Annotated in this window: 20 protein-coding genes; 6 read left to right on the forward strand and 14 right to left on the reverse strand. The window is 59.3% G+C overall.

What is annotated here, in order from left to right; translation table 11 throughout:
- Positions 1-112: 112 nt before the first annotated feature.
- Entirely contained in the window at positions 113-1492 is a 1380-nt protein-coding gene (locus tag LRL22_RS05005; protein ID WP_236342383.1) for an MATE family efflux transporter, read from the reverse strand.
- Positions 1493-1640: 148 nt separating this feature from the next.
- The gene (locus LRL22_RS05010) at positions 1641-1847 is read right to left on the reverse strand and encodes a YaeP family protein (protein WP_270904857.1); all 207 of its coding nucleotides are present in this window, start codon (positions 1845-1847) and stop codon (positions 1641-1643) included.
- Positions 1848-1977: 130 nt separating this feature from the next.
- On the opposite strand from LRL22_RS05010, the gene LRL22_RS05015 reads away from it, so the two are divergent.
- Both LRL22_RS05015 and LRL22_RS05020 read left to right on the forward strand, forming a co-directional pair.
- A complete protein-coding gene (locus LRL22_RS05015) occupies positions 1978-2880 on the forward strand; it encodes a DMT family transporter (protein ID WP_270904858.1) in 903 nt (300 codons plus the stop codon).
- Between the two features lie 103 nt (positions 2881-2983).
- Complete coding sequence (locus tag LRL22_RS05020) at positions 2984-3601, forward strand: riboflavin synthase subunit alpha (RefSeq protein WP_270904959.1); 618 nt, start codon at positions 2984-2986, stop codon at positions 3599-3601.
- A 174-nt stretch (positions 3602-3775) separates the two neighbouring features.
- Here LRL22_RS05020 and LRL22_RS05025 read toward each other — a convergent pair whose 3' ends face one another.
- The 4 genes from LRL22_RS05025 to LRL22_RS05040 all read right to left on the reverse strand — a co-directional run bounded on the left by LRL22_RS05025 (position 3776) and on the right by LRL22_RS05040 (position 7144).
- On the reverse strand, positions 3776-3979 hold the full coding sequence (locus LRL22_RS05025) for a CPXCG motif-containing cysteine-rich protein (protein WP_005336871.1): 204 nt from the start codon (positions 3977-3979) through the stop codon (positions 3776-3778).
- Between the two features lie 271 nt (positions 3980-4250).
- The gene (gene hxpB, locus LRL22_RS05030) at positions 4251-4910 is read right to left on the reverse strand and encodes a hexitol phosphatase HxpB (RefSeq protein WP_151286893.1); all 660 of its coding nucleotides are present in this window, start codon (positions 4908-4910) and stop codon (positions 4251-4253) included.
- A gap of 127 nt (positions 4911-5037) precedes the next feature.
- Positions 5038-6216 (reverse strand): formate-dependent phosphoribosylglycinamide formyltransferase, encoded by a 1179-nt coding sequence (gene purT / locus LRL22_RS05035; protein WP_270904859.1) that lies wholly within the window; start codon positions 6214-6216, stop codon positions 5038-5040.
- Positions 6217-6301: 85 nt separating this feature from the next.
- Entirely contained in the window at positions 6302-7144 is an 843-nt protein-coding gene (locus LRL22_RS05040) for a DMT family transporter (RefSeq protein ID WP_270904960.1), read from the reverse strand.
- 274 nt (positions 7145-7418) lie between these two features.
- On the opposite strand from LRL22_RS05040, the gene LRL22_RS05045 reads away from it, so the two are divergent.
- Positions 7419-8006 (forward strand): FMN-dependent NADH-azoreductase, encoded by a 588-nt coding sequence (locus LRL22_RS05045; protein ID WP_005336864.1) that lies wholly within the window; start codon positions 7419-7421, stop codon positions 8004-8006.
- Between the two features lie 184 nt (positions 8007-8190).
- Here LRL22_RS05045 and LRL22_RS05050 read toward each other — a convergent pair whose 3' ends face one another.
- The 4 genes from LRL22_RS05050 to LRL22_RS05065 all read right to left on the reverse strand — a co-directional run bounded on the left by LRL22_RS05050 (position 8191) and on the right by LRL22_RS05065 (position 10574).
- Positions 8191-8370 (reverse strand): hypothetical protein, encoded by a 180-nt coding sequence (locus tag LRL22_RS05050; RefSeq protein ID WP_043820293.1) that lies wholly within the window; start codon positions 8368-8370, stop codon positions 8191-8193.
- Positions 8371-8533: 163 nt separating this feature from the next.
- Positions 8534-8722, reverse strand: a complete 189-nt coding sequence (locus LRL22_RS05055; RefSeq protein ID WP_019445848.1) for a DUF4250 domain-containing protein — start codon at positions 8720-8722, stop codon at positions 8534-8536.
- A gap of 2 nt (positions 8723-8724) precedes the next feature.
- A complete protein-coding gene (locus tag LRL22_RS05060; RefSeq protein WP_005336856.1) occupies positions 8725-9189 on the reverse strand; it encodes a MarR family winged helix-turn-helix transcriptional regulator in 465 nt (154 codons plus the stop codon).
- A gap of 170 nt (positions 9190-9359) precedes the next feature.
- Complete coding sequence (locus tag LRL22_RS05065) at positions 9360-10574, reverse strand: UPF0149 family protein (protein ID WP_270904860.1); 1215 nt, start codon at positions 10572-10574, stop codon at positions 9360-9362.
- A 231-nt stretch (positions 10575-10805) separates the two neighbouring features.
- Here LRL22_RS05065 and LRL22_RS05070 point away from each other — a divergent pair, with 231 nt between their 5' ends.
- Positions 10806-11666, forward strand: coding sequence for a CvfB family protein (locus LRL22_RS05070; RefSeq protein WP_005336853.1), 861 nt, complete (start codon positions 10806-10808; stop codon positions 11664-11666).
- A gap of 1 nt (position 11667) precedes the next feature.
- Positions 11668-11979 (forward strand): DUF1289 domain-containing protein, encoded by a 312-nt coding sequence (locus tag LRL22_RS05075; protein ID WP_107683055.1) that lies wholly within the window; start codon positions 11668-11670, stop codon positions 11977-11979.
- Between the two features lie 57 nt (positions 11980-12036).
- Here the strand turns inward: LRL22_RS05075 and LRL22_RS05080 are convergent, their stop codons facing one another.
- Positions 12037-12360 (reverse strand): HI1450 family dsDNA-mimic protein, encoded by a 324-nt coding sequence (locus tag LRL22_RS05080; RefSeq protein ID WP_005336851.1) that lies wholly within the window; start codon positions 12358-12360, stop codon positions 12037-12039.
- 147 nt (positions 12361-12507) lie between these two features.
- On the opposite strand from LRL22_RS05080, the gene LRL22_RS05085 reads away from it, so the two are divergent.
- Positions 12508-12636, forward strand: a complete 129-nt coding sequence (locus LRL22_RS05085) for a hypothetical protein (RefSeq protein WP_019445852.1) — start codon at positions 12508-12510, stop codon at positions 12634-12636.
- 3 nt (positions 12637-12639) lie between these two features.
- Here the strand turns inward: LRL22_RS05085 and mtgA are convergent, their stop codons facing one another.
- The 3 genes from mtgA to minE all read right to left on the reverse strand — a co-directional run bounded on the left by mtgA (position 12640) and on the right by minE (position 14207).
- Entirely contained in the window at positions 12640-13431 is a 792-nt protein-coding gene (gene mtgA / locus LRL22_RS05090; protein ID WP_272546771.1) for a monofunctional biosynthetic peptidoglycan transglycosylase, read from the reverse strand.
- Positions 13416-13742, reverse strand: coding sequence for an HI1450 family dsDNA-mimic protein (locus LRL22_RS05095; RefSeq protein WP_005352317.1), 327 nt, complete (start codon positions 13740-13742; stop codon positions 13416-13418). The genes mtgA and LRL22_RS05095 overlap by 16 nt, the downstream gene beginning before the upstream one ends.
- A 195-nt stretch (positions 13743-13937) precedes the next feature.
- Entirely contained in the window at positions 13938-14207 is a 270-nt protein-coding gene (gene minE / locus LRL22_RS05100) for a cell division topological specificity factor MinE (RefSeq protein WP_005345779.1), read from the reverse strand.
- Positions 14208-14209 lie beyond the last annotated feature (2 nt).

The following is a 14209-nucleotide window of genomic DNA, read 5'->3' on the forward strand; positions in this document are numbered from 1 at the left end:
TGGTCGGCATACTACCCATGCCCCCCAAGGCTGTCAACAGGCCATACGCACAAAGGAGACTGTTTGCCCAGTTCTTGCGCAGCCTGTTGATTTTGCAGGCGAGTTGCCGCTTTTACTGGGCCCGCGACAGGGTAGTGCACGCCTCCGGCGTCGCGAAGCGACCATAGATATGGCGCAGGCGAGCCCCCAGCATCAGCGCGGCACTGGTGAGGCCGACGATAAAGCCAATCCAGAAGCCTTGCGGCCCCATCCGCGGTACCACCCAGTCGGTGAGACCCAGGATCATGCCGGTCGGCAGCCCCAGTCCCCAGTAGGCGACGATGGTGACGTAGAAGATCGCCTGGGTATCCTTGTAACCGCGCAGCGCGGCGGCCGCGACCACCTGCACCGAGTCGGAGATCTGGTAGACAGCGGCAAAGAAGAGCAGCAATGCGGCCAGCGCAATCACCTGCTGATCATCGGTATAGATGGAGGCAATCTGCTCGCGCAGCAGTACCGTCAGGGCTGCGGTGAGGGCGGCAATGCCCATCCCCAGCAGCAGGCCGGTGCGGGCTGCCACCCGGGCGTGATGAGGCTGACCCTCGCCGATGCTGTGGCCGACCCGGATGGTGACACCCACCCCGATGGAGAGGGGCAGCATAAAGACCAGGCTGGAGAAGTTCAGCGCAATCTGGTGGCTCGCCACCGTCTCGGCGCCGAAGGGGGCCAGCATCAGGGCCACCACGGTAAACAAGGTCACCTCGCAGAAGATCGCCATGGCGATGGGGAAGCCCAAGCGGAACAAGCGCCAGATCCGGCTGCCGTTGGGGCGAGCCAGCTGGGAAAAGAGGCGGATCTCGGTGAAGTGACGGGAGAGCTTCACATAGAGGATCATCGCCAGCAGCATGGCCCACAGCACGATGGCGGTAGCGACGCCACAGCCGACACCGCCGAGCTTGGGCATGCCGAAGTGACCGTGAATGAAGATGTAGTTGGCGGGAATATTGACCGCCAGCCCGACAAAGCCGATCACCATGGTGGGCATGGTGTGGGAGAGCCCCTCACTGAAGTTGCGCAGCACCTGGAACATCACGAAGGCGGGCAGGCCCCACAGGATGGCGTGCAGGTAGCCGGTGGTCTTGGCCGCCATCACAGGCTCCACATCCATGAACTGCAACGCCAGCGGGCTGTAATAAAGCGCGATCATCGCCAGCGGGGTGACGATCAGTGCCAGCCAGAAACCCTGATGAACGGCCGGGCGAATGGCTTCGCGTTTACGGGCACCATTGAGCTGGGAGACGATGGGGGTGAGCGCCATGATGATCCCCTGCACCAGCAGGATCACCGGTAGCCAGAAGCTGGACGCCACCGACACGGCAGCCAGATCGACCGCACTCACCTGACCCGCCATCACGGTATCGACGAAGTTCATGGCGACCTGGGCCACCTGGGCGACCAGAATGGGGCTGGCTAGACGGACGAGCTGCTTCGCCTCGGACCAATAACGTTGCACTGACACCTCCGAGTGGATCAGATAAGAGTAAAAAAGAGCGGAAATCGGGAAGAGCCTTTGCACTTTCGGACGAAAGTGCAAAGGGTGGGGGAGGCATTCTAGCCTGAAATTCAGCCAGGACGAAATAGTTGCCGCCCCGGCAGCGGGATCAGGCGTCTTCGTGATCGCTGATCAGCAGGTTGGCAGCGGCATAGGCAGCCTGCTCGCGCAGTTCGGCGGGCACCCGTTCATCGGCGGCGACCGAGTTGAGGGCGCGGATGGTGGCGGCGATGGCCTTCGGCACATAGCCCTGCTCGCCGGAGCCAATCTGGTTATAGGCGATACGGATCGCTTCACAGCACTCATAAACCATCATGATTTGCTTCCTTGAAAGTAAAAAGGCGAGCAAATATAGCGGTTTTGCTCCCATTTTGTCATTCTCGCGGTTGTAATTTACGGCAAGCCCGTTAGTTTGATTACCCCCTTTTCCTGTTTCGGCCTCTTCGATGCTGCTCTCTTTGCGCAACTCACTGGCGATCTTTCTGACGCTGTTTGCACTTCTCGCCCTGACGCTTAAGGATGGCGCGGACAAATATCTGGTACTCCATGGCTACTCCGTGATGGAGATGGTCTGGTTTCGCTTCTTTGTTCCTTTCCTCGGTCTGCTGCTGTTGTTGCCAAGGCGCACCATGTCGGCGCTGCTGGCGGTGGATCGCTGGCTATTGTTGCGCTCGCTGCTGTTTCTGGTCTGTGCGCTGGTCTCGGTGATTGCGCTGGCCCATGTACCGCTCAACGTCTACACCATCATTTGTCAGCTCGGTTCGCTGGCCTTCGTGGTGGCGGGCGTGATCTTTTTCAGGGAGCGTCTGACCCGGACCAAGGTGGCGGCCGTGCTGCTGGGGTTGTTTGGCGTGCTGGTGGTGACCCATCCTGACGGGGGCGACGCGAACCTCTACTATCTGCTGCCACTGGTCATTGTACTGGCCAACACCGGCTACAACCTCATCACCAAGCTGGTGGATCCACGTCTGACCACCCTCGATATCCTAATCGTCACCTGCTTCATGCTGGGGATGGTGGCAATGGTCGCACTCTGCTGGCAGCCTGCACTGTGGCGCTTTCCGGCGCTTGCCGACTGGCCCTATCTGCTGGCGCTACCAGTGGTGACCCTGCTCTCCCAATATTGCCTTATCAAGGCGATGCAGTATGCGCAGGCCTCTACTCTGGCGCCCTTCTTCTATTTCCAGATCTTTTTTTCTACCCTCTGCGGCTATCTGATGTTTGGTGAAATGCCGACCCTCAGTAGTATGGCGGGGTGTCTGCTCATCGTGCTGGCTGGCATAGTGGTCATCCATTCCCAGCACCGGACTCGTGTGCTGGCGCGGTCTGAGGCGGCGGAGCAGGTGTGACAGTTTGTACGAAACGAATTGTGTAAAAAACGGATTATGTAAAAGAAGCGGCCACAGGCCGCGATAAAAAACAGAGCGTGTTACCAGAAACAAAGAGGTGATGATGTTTACCGGAATTGTGCAAGGTGTGGCCGAACTGGTCGCCATCGAAGAGCAACCCAACTTCCGTACCCATGTGATCCGCATGCCAAGCCCGGTGTGGGGGGAAGGGTTGGCCCTCGGCGCCTCGGTCGCTCACAATGGCTGCTGCCTGACCGTCACCCGGGTCGAGGGGGAGCTGGTCAGCTTCGATTTGATGCAGGAGACCCTGCGTCTCACCAACCTCGGCCTGTTAAAGGTGGGGGACAAGGTCAATGTGGAGCGGGCTGCCCGCTTTGGTGACGAGATCGGCGGTCATGCCATGTCGGGCCACATTATCGGGATGGCGGAAGTAACCTCGGTGATCGACACACCCAACAACCGTCAGGTGTGGTATCGCCTTGCTCCCGAGCTGATGAAATATGTGCTGACCAAGGGATACATCGGCATCGACGGCATCAGTCTGACCATAGGTGAGGTGCGCGAGCGGGAGTTCTGCGTCCACCTGATCCCCGAGACCCTGGCTCGCACCAACCTGGGGTGGGTCAAGGCTGGCTGGCAGACCAATATAGAGATCGATCCCCAGACCCAGGCCATCGTCGATACCGTGGAGCGGGTGCTTGCGGCACGCGGGGGTAACTGAAAGGAAACGGCTCGGTTTCAATCCACTCATAAGCAAGGGCCTGCAGTGTGCAGGCCCTTGTTATTTACATGGTGAAAATATCCACTCAACTTTTTATGGCTCGCAGTCACAACATCTGCTCAGCTCTTTGCGACTTGCATGCAAAACAGCTGCTCGGCCTTTTGTGACTCGCAATCAAAACAGTTGCTCGTCGTCGGCATCCACAAAGAGTTGCAGGCAGTCGCGGGCTTCGTCGCGGTGAAGCCGCAGGTGGATCGGATTGCAACAGGCCATGCAATCTTCGTAAAACTCCTGATCGCCCTGGCTGGCATCCAGCTCGACCCGGGTATGGTGACCGCAGTGGGGGCAGACGATGCGCTTGCTGGTGTACTCGATCATGATAACCTCCTCGGGCCCTGAGGCCGCCTATCTACCCTGATTCTAGTCGGGTTGCAGGGGGTTAACCGCGAGCAAACGCACGTTTATGACAGAGATCAAGCCTGAGGGATGGCAAGGTGAAACCGGCTGGACTGGTCGTGTGCGATAAGCACAATCCGGTTGTGATTGACGGGTGAAAAGAGGGGAATTGCCAACGGTTGTTTGGCAATAACAGGGGGCTGGAGCCCCCTGCGGATATGAGAACGCGAGCACAGCAAGACGCCGACAGGCGCTACTTGACCCAGCTGGCCAACATGTCGGCATTGAGCTCAGCTAGCGAGCCGAGCTGGTAGTTGGCGATGGCCAAGCGTGGATCACCCACTAAAGCGGGATCCGGCACGATCAGCGCAGTCATGGAGGCCGCCTTGGCCGCCAGCAGGCCGGTAAAACTGTCTTCGATGGCCAGACAGTGTACCGGTTCCACCCCCAGCTTCTCGGCGGCGTGGATATAGACATCCGGGTGCGGTTTGCCGAAACGCTCGATTTCAGCGGAGTGCACCGCCATAAAGCGATCGCGGATGCCGAGTTTGCCGAGCACTGCTTCTACCATCGCAAAGGGGGAGGAGGTGGCCAGACCCACTTTCAGGCCGCGCGCTTCGATAAGGTCGAGCGCCTCCAGCACGCCGGCTTTGGCCTGACCTTCGGAGAGGATCAGGGTGTTGACCTGATCCAGAATGCGCTGTACCACCTCTTCCTGAGTTGGGCCGCTCCACGGGCGCAGGCGATACCAGTGGGCAACCAGCTGATCGATGCGCACACCGATGGTCGACTCACAATCCTCGACGGTGTGGGGGTGACCCAGTTCGGAGAAAACGGCGATCTGGGCCCGTTGCCAAAAAGGTTCCGAGTCGATCAGAACACCATCCATATCGAAGATCACGGCAGCTAACATCTTGTACTCCTGACAAATTTGAAGAGGGGATTATAAGCCTGACGGGGAAATGCAAAAGGGGCATTGCCATGCCCCTTGCGCCCGATCACATCGGCAAACGTTTGTTTTGCTGTGACAAAAAAAGCCCTTAGAACATCACTTCGACCTTGGCGGCCACGGTTTTGGCTTTTTCCACCGCATCCTGGCAATCCTCTGCGCGGGCCAGCGCCACGCCGAGACGGCGGCGACCGGCGATCTCCGGCTTGCCAAATAGCCGCAGCTGGGCGCCCGGCACCAGCGCCAATGCCTCACCAATTCCCTGATAGCGGATATTCTGGCTGTGCCCTTCGCGCAGTACCACGGCAGAGGCGCTCGGCCCGTACTGGGTGATGGTGCCGACCGGCAGCCCCAGAATGGCGCGCACGTGGAGGGCGAACTCGGAGAGATCCTGAGAGATCAGGGTCACCATGCCGGTATCGTGGGGGCGCGGCGAGACTTCGCTGAACCACACTTCATCGCCTTTTATAAAGAGCTCGACTCCGAACAGGCCGTAACCACCGAGGGCCTCAACCACCTTGGCCGCTACCTCTTTGGATCGGGCCAGCGCCAGCTCGCTCATCACCTGCGGCTGCCAGGATTCGCGGTAGTCGCCATCTTCCTGACGGTGGCCGATCGGCTCGCAGAAGTGAATGCCATCGACGGCGCGTACCGTGAGCAGGGTGATCTCGTACTCGAAGGGGACGAAGCCCTCGACGATCACCTTGCCACGACCGGCGCGGCCGCCTTCCTGGGCGTAGGTCCAGCTCTCATCGAGCTTGGCGAGATCGCGCAGTACACTCTGCCCCTTACCGGATGAACTCATCACAGGTTTCACCACGCAGGGCAGGCCGATGGCCTCGACGGCGGCAACGAACTCCTCTTTGCTCTGGGCAAAGCGGTAGGGGGAGGTGGGCATACCCAGGGTCTCGGCGGCGAGGCGGCGGATCCCTTCCCGGTTCATGGTGAGCTGGGTAGCGCGGGCGTTGGGCACTACCCTGACCCCTTCTTGCTCAAGGGCAGCAAGGGTATCGGTGGCAATCGCTTCAATCTCGGGGATGATGAGGTCGGGTTTGACCTCGGCGACCAGCTCGCGCAGGGCGTTGCCATCGAGCATATCCAGCACATGGGCTTTGTGCGCCACCTGCATGGCGGGGGCATTGGGGTAGCGGTCGGCGGCGATCACTTCGATGCCGAATCGTTGCAACTCGATGGCGACCTCCTTGCCAAGTTCGCCGGAGCCCAGCAGCAGGGCACGGGTGGCGCCGGGGCGGGTTGCGGTTCCAAACATACGATCTCTCCTGATGTCGATGGTCATTGTTGATGATCGCTATCGCACGAATAGCGGACAAAAAAAGAGGCACGCATGGCGTACCTCAGGAAACGGGTTTGTGAGCGCGCTGCTCCAGATGGGTCAGCAAGGTAATGGCGCCAATGATGATAGTGGCGCCAAGCCACAGACGGCCGGGGGGCGCCCAGCCAAATACCAGCCAGCCCGCCAGCACGTTCATCGGCAGCTTGGCAAAATCGAAAGGTTGTACGAAGGAGGCCTCCGCCACGCTGTAAGCGCGAGCGATGGACATCTGGGCCAGCGCCGTCAGCACGCCGGAAGCGGCTACCAGCAGCCACTGGCTCTCGCTTGGCCACTGCCACTCCGGCAGGGCCAGCATGACGTTGAACGGGGTACTGAAAATAAGCAGGTAGACCACAATGGTGTGGGATGATTCGTTGGCCGCCTGATAGCGCACCATCAGGGAGTAACCTGCCCAGAATAGCGCCGCCGCCACCGGCAGCAGGGAGGCCCAGTTGAACTCGTCAGTCCAGGGGGCAAGGATCAGCATGGCGCCGGCAAAGCCCGCCAGGGTGGCCAGAATGCGGGGGCGGCTCACCTGCTCCTTGAGCAGCAGCGCGGAGCCCAGGGTGGCAAACAGCGGTGAGGTCATCAGCAGGGCGATCCCCTGCCAGATGGGGACGGGGTACGCCAGTGCCCAGAGCCAGAGCTGGATGCCGATCACCGCCAGCAATACCCGCAACAGGTGCAACCGGAACTGATTGGTCATCAGGGATTGGCGCAAGCCATGGCGAACCAGCCAGGGCAGCAGGCAGATCAGGGCGATCAGGTATTGATGGAAGGCGACCTGGGTAGAGGCAAGGCCGAGTTTGAAGCTGACATACTGGCTCAGGCTGTTGACGGCGGCGAAGCAGAGTCCTGCCACCATCATCCAGACTGCACCGGCCAGAGGAGAGTGCCTGCGCGAGGGTATCATGGGATCCGGGTCGCTGGAAAAAAGTGCGGCGGATCATAACGGCAATCGTTTGTTCTGCCAAGGGTTGAAGCGCGGCCGCAGGGTTGGCTGGCGAGGAAGTGGCCTTGCATCAAAAAATTTGAACAAGTTGAGCATCTATTTTCGCTATCAGCAAATAAGCACAATGTTTAGAGTGACCTCCATCGACAGCAACGCTGTTCAACCGACAATCAAATGGAGTTTCACCATGGCCAATATCCTCGTACTCAAATCCAGCATCCTGGGTCAATATTCCCAATCCAACGCCCTGATCGACGGCTTCCTAGCTGACCATCAGGATGATGTCGTCACCGTGCGTGATCTGGCAGCCCTCAACCTGCCGGTGCTGGATGGCGAGCTGGCCTCCGGCCTGCGCGGTGGTGATAACCTCAATGAGCGTCAGTTGGCGGTGATCGCCCAGTCCGACGAGCTGATCGCCGAACTCAAAGCAAGCGATCTGGTGGTGATTGCGGCCCCCATGTACAACTTCAACATCCCGACCCAGCTGAAAAACTGGATCGATCTGGTGGCTCGCGCTGGCGTCACCTTCCGCTATACCGAGACCGGTCCGGTGGGTATGGTTGAAAATACCCGTGCGTTGGTGATCAGCCCCCGTGGCGGCATGCACGTCGGCAGCGCCACCGATCTGGTCACTCCCTACATGCGTACCGTGCTCGGTTTCATCGGTATCAAAGAGGTGGATTTCATCTACGCCGAGGGGATGGGGATGGGCCCGGATGCCCAGAGCAAGGGGATGGAAGCGGCCAAAGCGCAGCTTGAGGCTCTGGCTATCTAAGGGCTCTCTTTTATAAGGGCTCTCTATCCCGTCAGGGGTTATCTCTTCAAGGGGTTGCCCCACCAGATACAAGAACGCAGCCATCAGGCTGCGTTTGTTTTTTGGCTGGATGTGATTGCGACAGATGTTGCTGCTACCGAGAGTATCGCGGCAAGCTGTCGGTATAGACGTTCCGGCGGAGTCACTACTCCATCATAAAGCGGCGACAACCACGCACCAGCATCAATGCCACCGCGACCAGCAGGCCAAGCAAGAGGGTGGTCAGCCACTGTTCGGTACTTTGCGGCATGTGGGGCGTGAAGAGGCTGATCATCAACAGGGTACAGAGCGTGATCAACAGGCTCTGTCGGGTCATCAATATCATGGGGTCATCCTTGGTTTGCTCACCTGAAATGATTTTAATGCCCTCTTGTGACAGGGTGATGTATCCGTGCATCACCCTGTTGGGGCTCTTCAGACCATATCAGGTTTTTACCGCAGAGCCAGCGCCATCACTGGCGCTGTGATCCCGATCCCGCTAGCTCTCTTTATCTGAACTGTTTCTGTGCTGGCTGATAGTGAAAATCGCCGCTGGCGAGCCGAGCTTCCAGTGCAGCCTGATCGATCTCCTGCGCCTTGCAGAGATCATCCAGATCGTCATAGCGATCACGCAGCTGCATATTGACGACGCTCAGCAGCATGTTGATGTCCATGGTGGCGAACTTTTTCAAATCCATGATTATTTCTCCCGATCCAGTGATTGCAGCTGCTCGATGGCGGCGCTGACGCTGTGCAGATGCTGGCGGATCGCCTCGCGGGATTCGCTCGGCAGATAGTCTGTCAGGGTATGTTGCCAGCTGCCCGCTTCACTCTTGAGCTGCAGGAAGAGGGCGAGCCCGGCATTGGTGAGGGAGACCAGGCTGATGCGTTTGTCCTGCTCGCTGCTCTCGGTAAAGATGATCCCTTTTTCGACCAGACGGCGGATCTCGCGGGAGATGCGCACCTTGTCCATGCCGCTCGCCTCGACCAGCTCTTTCTGGCTGATGGGGTAGTTGGGGCCGAGCACCATCATCAGGCGCCATTGCGGCACGGTCAGCTGGTAACGTTGCTCATAAAACTGTTCGAAGGTATCCCGTAGCATCTCGGCGGCATGTACCAACTGATAGGGCGGGTAGTGAGCGAGTAACGCTATGATTTTTGACATATTACACCCTGCTGTGACGGCTGCATCAGATGCAGTTTCTTTTGATACTTTGACATTGATGATACGAAACTCAAGCTGATTTGTCTGACCCGGTTGCGATGAAATGTGCGGTGGCGCACGCCCTCAAGGAAAAACCGGGTCTGACCGACGGGATTTTAAGCCAACGCTGTTCAGCCTTTACGCAACCAGATGAGGGCGTTCTGCTTGAGCCAGGCCTCGCGAGTGTGGATAGCGTAGAGCGCGGCCTCGTCGCGGCTGCCCGCTTGCCAGCTTTGTGGCTCCTGTTTGGGCAGCTTGCGCTGACCCAGCAGGCAGGCCGGAATGTGCGGGTTGGCCTCGATGGCGACCAGCAGATGGGGCTTGGCTGCCTCGGCTCCCTCGGTAGCAAAGACCATCAGCGCCTTGTTGTAGAGCAACCAGCTGGAGGCTTCATCGAAGCGCACCAGCAGGGCGGCCAACGCCTGCCAATCCCCTTGCAGTGCATAGAGGGTGGAGAGGTTGTAGCGGCAACCCAGCTCATCGGCCATGCAGATTGTCAGCAGCGCCAGATACTCCGCTTTGGCCTCGTCCAGCTTGCCAAGGCGCAGCAGGCAGTCGGCACGGCCGGCTCTTGCGGCCAGCAGAGGACGCAGCTCGGGGGCACTCCAGCCGTGGCCGGCGATTTGCTGCCAGAAGGCTTCATCAAAGAGCGGAGTGGCATCGGCGATGATCTTCTCGAACCAGCCGAGGCGGGCCTGATGATCGCGGCAGCTGTCGGCCAGCTCGAACCAGGTCTGCCACTGTTGGGCCTGCTCGCTATTGAGGGCCACATCAGCGCTGGGGGCGGCCTGATACTGGTCGAGGTTGAGCAACTGGTTGAGGGCGGTTTTCATATTCTGGCGCTGTCGTTTGCAGAACTCGACAAAGGGGAGTTCGCTGGCGGCGGCGCTATAGAGCATCTGGGCCATCTGCTTGTCGCGAAACAGGCTCAGCTCGGCGGCCAGACTGAAGCGGTACTGGGTGGTCGGGTCGTTCAAATCCTTCGGCTTGGGCCAGGTGGCAAAACCCATGCTGAAGCCATAACACCATTGACCGAGGGGGTGGCTCTGTTCGAACACCTGCTCGGGGTTATCGCTGGGCAGGCGGCACTGGCTGGGCAGGGCCAGCTGGGCGTCGTCGGCTTGGGATTCCAGCTCGGCGATCAGGTGGTTGAGGGCTTCTGCGCTTTTTTCATCCAACTCGGCATCCTGTTCCAGCAGACCAGCCAGCGGGCGTTGCCAGTCAGGGGTCTCTGGCCCCACCAGACGAGCACAGAGAAAACCGTGCAGGGCCGGGTAGGTCATGTCCTGATCGCTGTGGCTCTGGATCCATTGATTAAGATGGCGGGTACGAGTGGATGGGTTCATCGACAGTTCCTCTGGATTTGAACAGCCGCGAAGTCTACCTAAAAGTGGGGTTATTTGCAGCAAATGGCCGCCTGTTTGGCGATTTAATCACCATTGGCGGATAAGATAGGGGCGAAAGGGCGGCTCGTGGTGGCTTGGGGACTAGGCCGGATCACCGCTCTTGAGGTAACATGCGCGCCCATAGGGGCCATGTTCAGTTGGCCCATCCGGGTAATGAAAAAAGAGAGCACCATGATACAGATTGGCAAGATGAACACCCTCACCGTTGTTGAACTCGAAGACCGTGGCGCCTGGCTTGCGGCCGATGAGTACGGTGAACTGCTGCTGCCCAAGCGTCAACTGCCGGAAGGGGTGAAAGAGGGGGATAGCGTGCAGGTCTTCCTCTATCTGGATGCCGATTGCGAACCGGTGATCACCACCGACAAGCCATTTGCCATGGTGGACGAATTTGCCGGTCTGAAAGTGGTCAATGCCAACAAGATTGGTGCCTTCCTCGACTGGGGCATGAAAAAGGATCTGTTTGTGCCCAGCCGCGAGCAGAACAAGCCGATGCAGGTGGGCCACGTTTATCTGGTGCGTCTGCAACTGGATAACGAAGGGCGCATGGTCGGCACCAGCCGCATCGAGCGTTTCCTGACCCCGGCCGGCAGCAACTTCAAGGTCGGTGACGAAGTGACCGCGCTGCCGGGGGAGCACTCGCCCCTTGGCATCAAGGTGATCGTCAACGGTCAGTATCCCGGCATGCTGTTCAAGAACGAAGTGTTTGGCCGGGTGATGACCGGTCGGCCGCAAACCGCTTGGGTCAAGCAGGTGCGCGAGGATGGCAAGCTCGATCTGACCTTGCAAAAGCCGGGTCTGGCGCGGGTTGATGATGCCGGTGAACGTATTCTGAGCCGGATGAAAAAGCAGGGCGGCAGTCTGGCGGTGGGTGACAAGAGCGAACCCGAGCTCATCTACAAGCTGTTCAGCATGAGCAAGGGTACCTTCAAGAAGGCGATCGGCGGCCTCTACAAGCAGGGCAAGATCGTCATCGAAGATAACGCCATCACTCTGGTGGCCACAGAGACCGACTCGGCCGTGGATAGCGAATAAGATGCCGAGCCCCTGTGTTGGCCTCTGCAAGGCGAAAGACGGGCTTTGCCTTGGTTGTGGCCGCACCCTGAGCGAGATCGGCCACTGGTCGGCGATGGATAGCAAGGCCCAGCTGGCGGTGATGGCCGAGCTGAATGGCTCGAAAAGCACCCACTGCTGTCCGGGTTGTGGCGAACCGGCCTATTGCGCCGTCTCCGCCGGTCAGACTATTGCGCAGTGCTGGTGCAGCCAGTTGCCGGTATTGCCGATGCAGGAGGCCAGCGCTTGCTGGTGCCGCCGCTGTCTGGCCAAGGCCATCGCGGCGCAGGATTAGCAGAGAGCAGAAATAAAAGAGAATACAGAAACAAGAAAGGCGCCGATGGCGCCTTTTTTATGCCTGCTGCTGGCGATGCCAGCGCACATGCACTTGATCTTCGGTCAACAGACGGGGCAGCAGGAAGGTGGCGAAGATCACCTCAAACTCATCCTGATGATCCAGCAAACCGACCCACACTTCGACCCAGCGCTCCATATCGACCGGCTCACCCAGCTCGGTCGACCAGTCGGCATTAGGCAAGGTTGCCTCCACGGCGCCACGCTGCTCAAACTCCAGGGTGATGTCGACTATTTGTTCGGGGGCCAGCATATCGGCGGCCTGCTCAAGAAACTGATCATAGGCCCATTCGACCAGCTGATCCGGGGTACGCTGTTCCATGAAATCACTCCAGATACATCGAGGTTCGCTACTGTAACAATTATTGGCTGTGGCGGCCAGACCAGTGCGCCGGGCGTGGCTGGCCTGTCCAAGTTGCCGTTGGGGGAGTATGGTTAAGGCGCGGATCATCTGGCAGGGAGTAAGGGGATGAAGCAGCGGGGACGGCGGCAACAGATCAAGCGACGGCGCGAGGCCTGGTGGTGGCACTATCTGCCACTCCACCGCGAGACGGTGGGCGGCCATCTGGGCCCACCGGAGAAACCCGATGAGCCCTGAGGATCAGTCGGCCTGATGCACCCGATTGAGGGTGATCTGGCCAAGTTGCCCCATCTGACGGCGGATCCAGACCGAGCGCTTCTGCACATAGGGTGAAGGGGGCTTGACCCGATAGCGCCACGGGTTGGGCAGGACGGCGGCCAGCAGGGATGACTCGTAGCGGGTCAAGCGGCTGGCCGGTTTGCCAAAGTAGGTGCGGGCCGCGGCTTCGGCGCCATAGATGCCGGGGCCGAACTCCACGATATTGAGATAGACCTCGAGAATGCGGGCCTTGTCCCAACCCAGCTCCATCAGCAGGGTAAACCAGGCCTCCAGCCCCTTGCGCAGGAAGCTGCGATCACTCCACATAAAGAGGTTCTTGGCGGTCTGCTGGCTGAGGGTGCTGGCACCGCGCACCCGTTCGCTGTGCTGGTTGTGCTTGAGTGCGGCGTTGATGGCATCCATGTCAAAGCCGTTGTGATCGGCAAAGCGCTGATCCTCGGCGGCGATCACCGCCAGTTGCAGCTCCTTGGAGATGGACGCCAGATCTACCCATTGATGGCGTACTTGGGTGATCTTGGCGGGCGGAAAGAGGGCCCGCTCGATACGCCAGCTCCACATCGGCGGATCGATAAAACGCAGCAAGGCGACCGAGCCGACCGAGCAGAGCAGCCCGGCCAGCGCGATCTTGCCTGCCCACCTCAACACCCGGCGCCCAAGGGATGCAGATGGGCGCACAGGGGCCACGGCAGCAGGGGCTGACTCCCACTGATAGTGGCTGGGATCATCGGGATCCGGAATTATTGGGGCAGCCATTCGATGTGGCAGAACTTCTCGTCAACACGGCGGGAGAGCAGCATGCGGGCAAACAGGTGCTCATACTCTTGTTCTTCATTGCCAAGGCCTACCCAGATCTCGGCATAGTCGGTGTCGCTCACCGCAAAACCCACGTCCGCTTCCCAGTCATCGGCCGGGTCGGTTTCGGCCAGCAGGCCGCGGTCGTTGAACTCCTGATTGAAACGGGCGATCTCCTGCTCCGGCAGGTTGTCAGAGGCCAGCTCCATAAAGAGTTCGAGGGCGGTATCGAGCAGTTCCTCGACGCTGTGCATTTCGTCATTCATAGACATAAGCGGTCTGTTCCAGAAAAGAGAAAAAGGTACCAGCACAGACACTGTCTGCGGGGCGGCGCTATTCTAGCGGTCGGCAGACCCCTTGGCGAGATGAGGCGAGCCGCTGTGACCTGTTTTTGTGCCAATAAAAAACCGGATCCTGCCAGGGGATCCGGTTTCATTGGGGGAAGGGGTCACGCATAGGGCGTCAGCTCATCCCTTCTTGTTGTCATCGGCGAAGGTGATGTTGAGCTCCAGCACTGACAGCTCATCACTCTTCTGATCCAGTTGAACGGTTATCTTCTCCGGATCAATGTTGACGTATTTGCGGATCACATCGAGGATATCCTGCTTGAGCTGGGGCAGGTAATCCGGCCCCCCTCTGGATGAACGCTCGTGAGCAACGATGATCTGCAACCGCTCTTTGGCCAGTTGTGCGGTGTTCTGTTTCTTGTTGGAACGAAAATAATCCAATAATGACATGT

The organism is Aeromonas sp. PI_26, from assembly GCF_027854445.1.
Taxonomy (GTDB): Bacteria; Pseudomonadota; Gammaproteobacteria; order Enterobacterales; family Aeromonadaceae; genus Aeromonas; species Aeromonas veronii.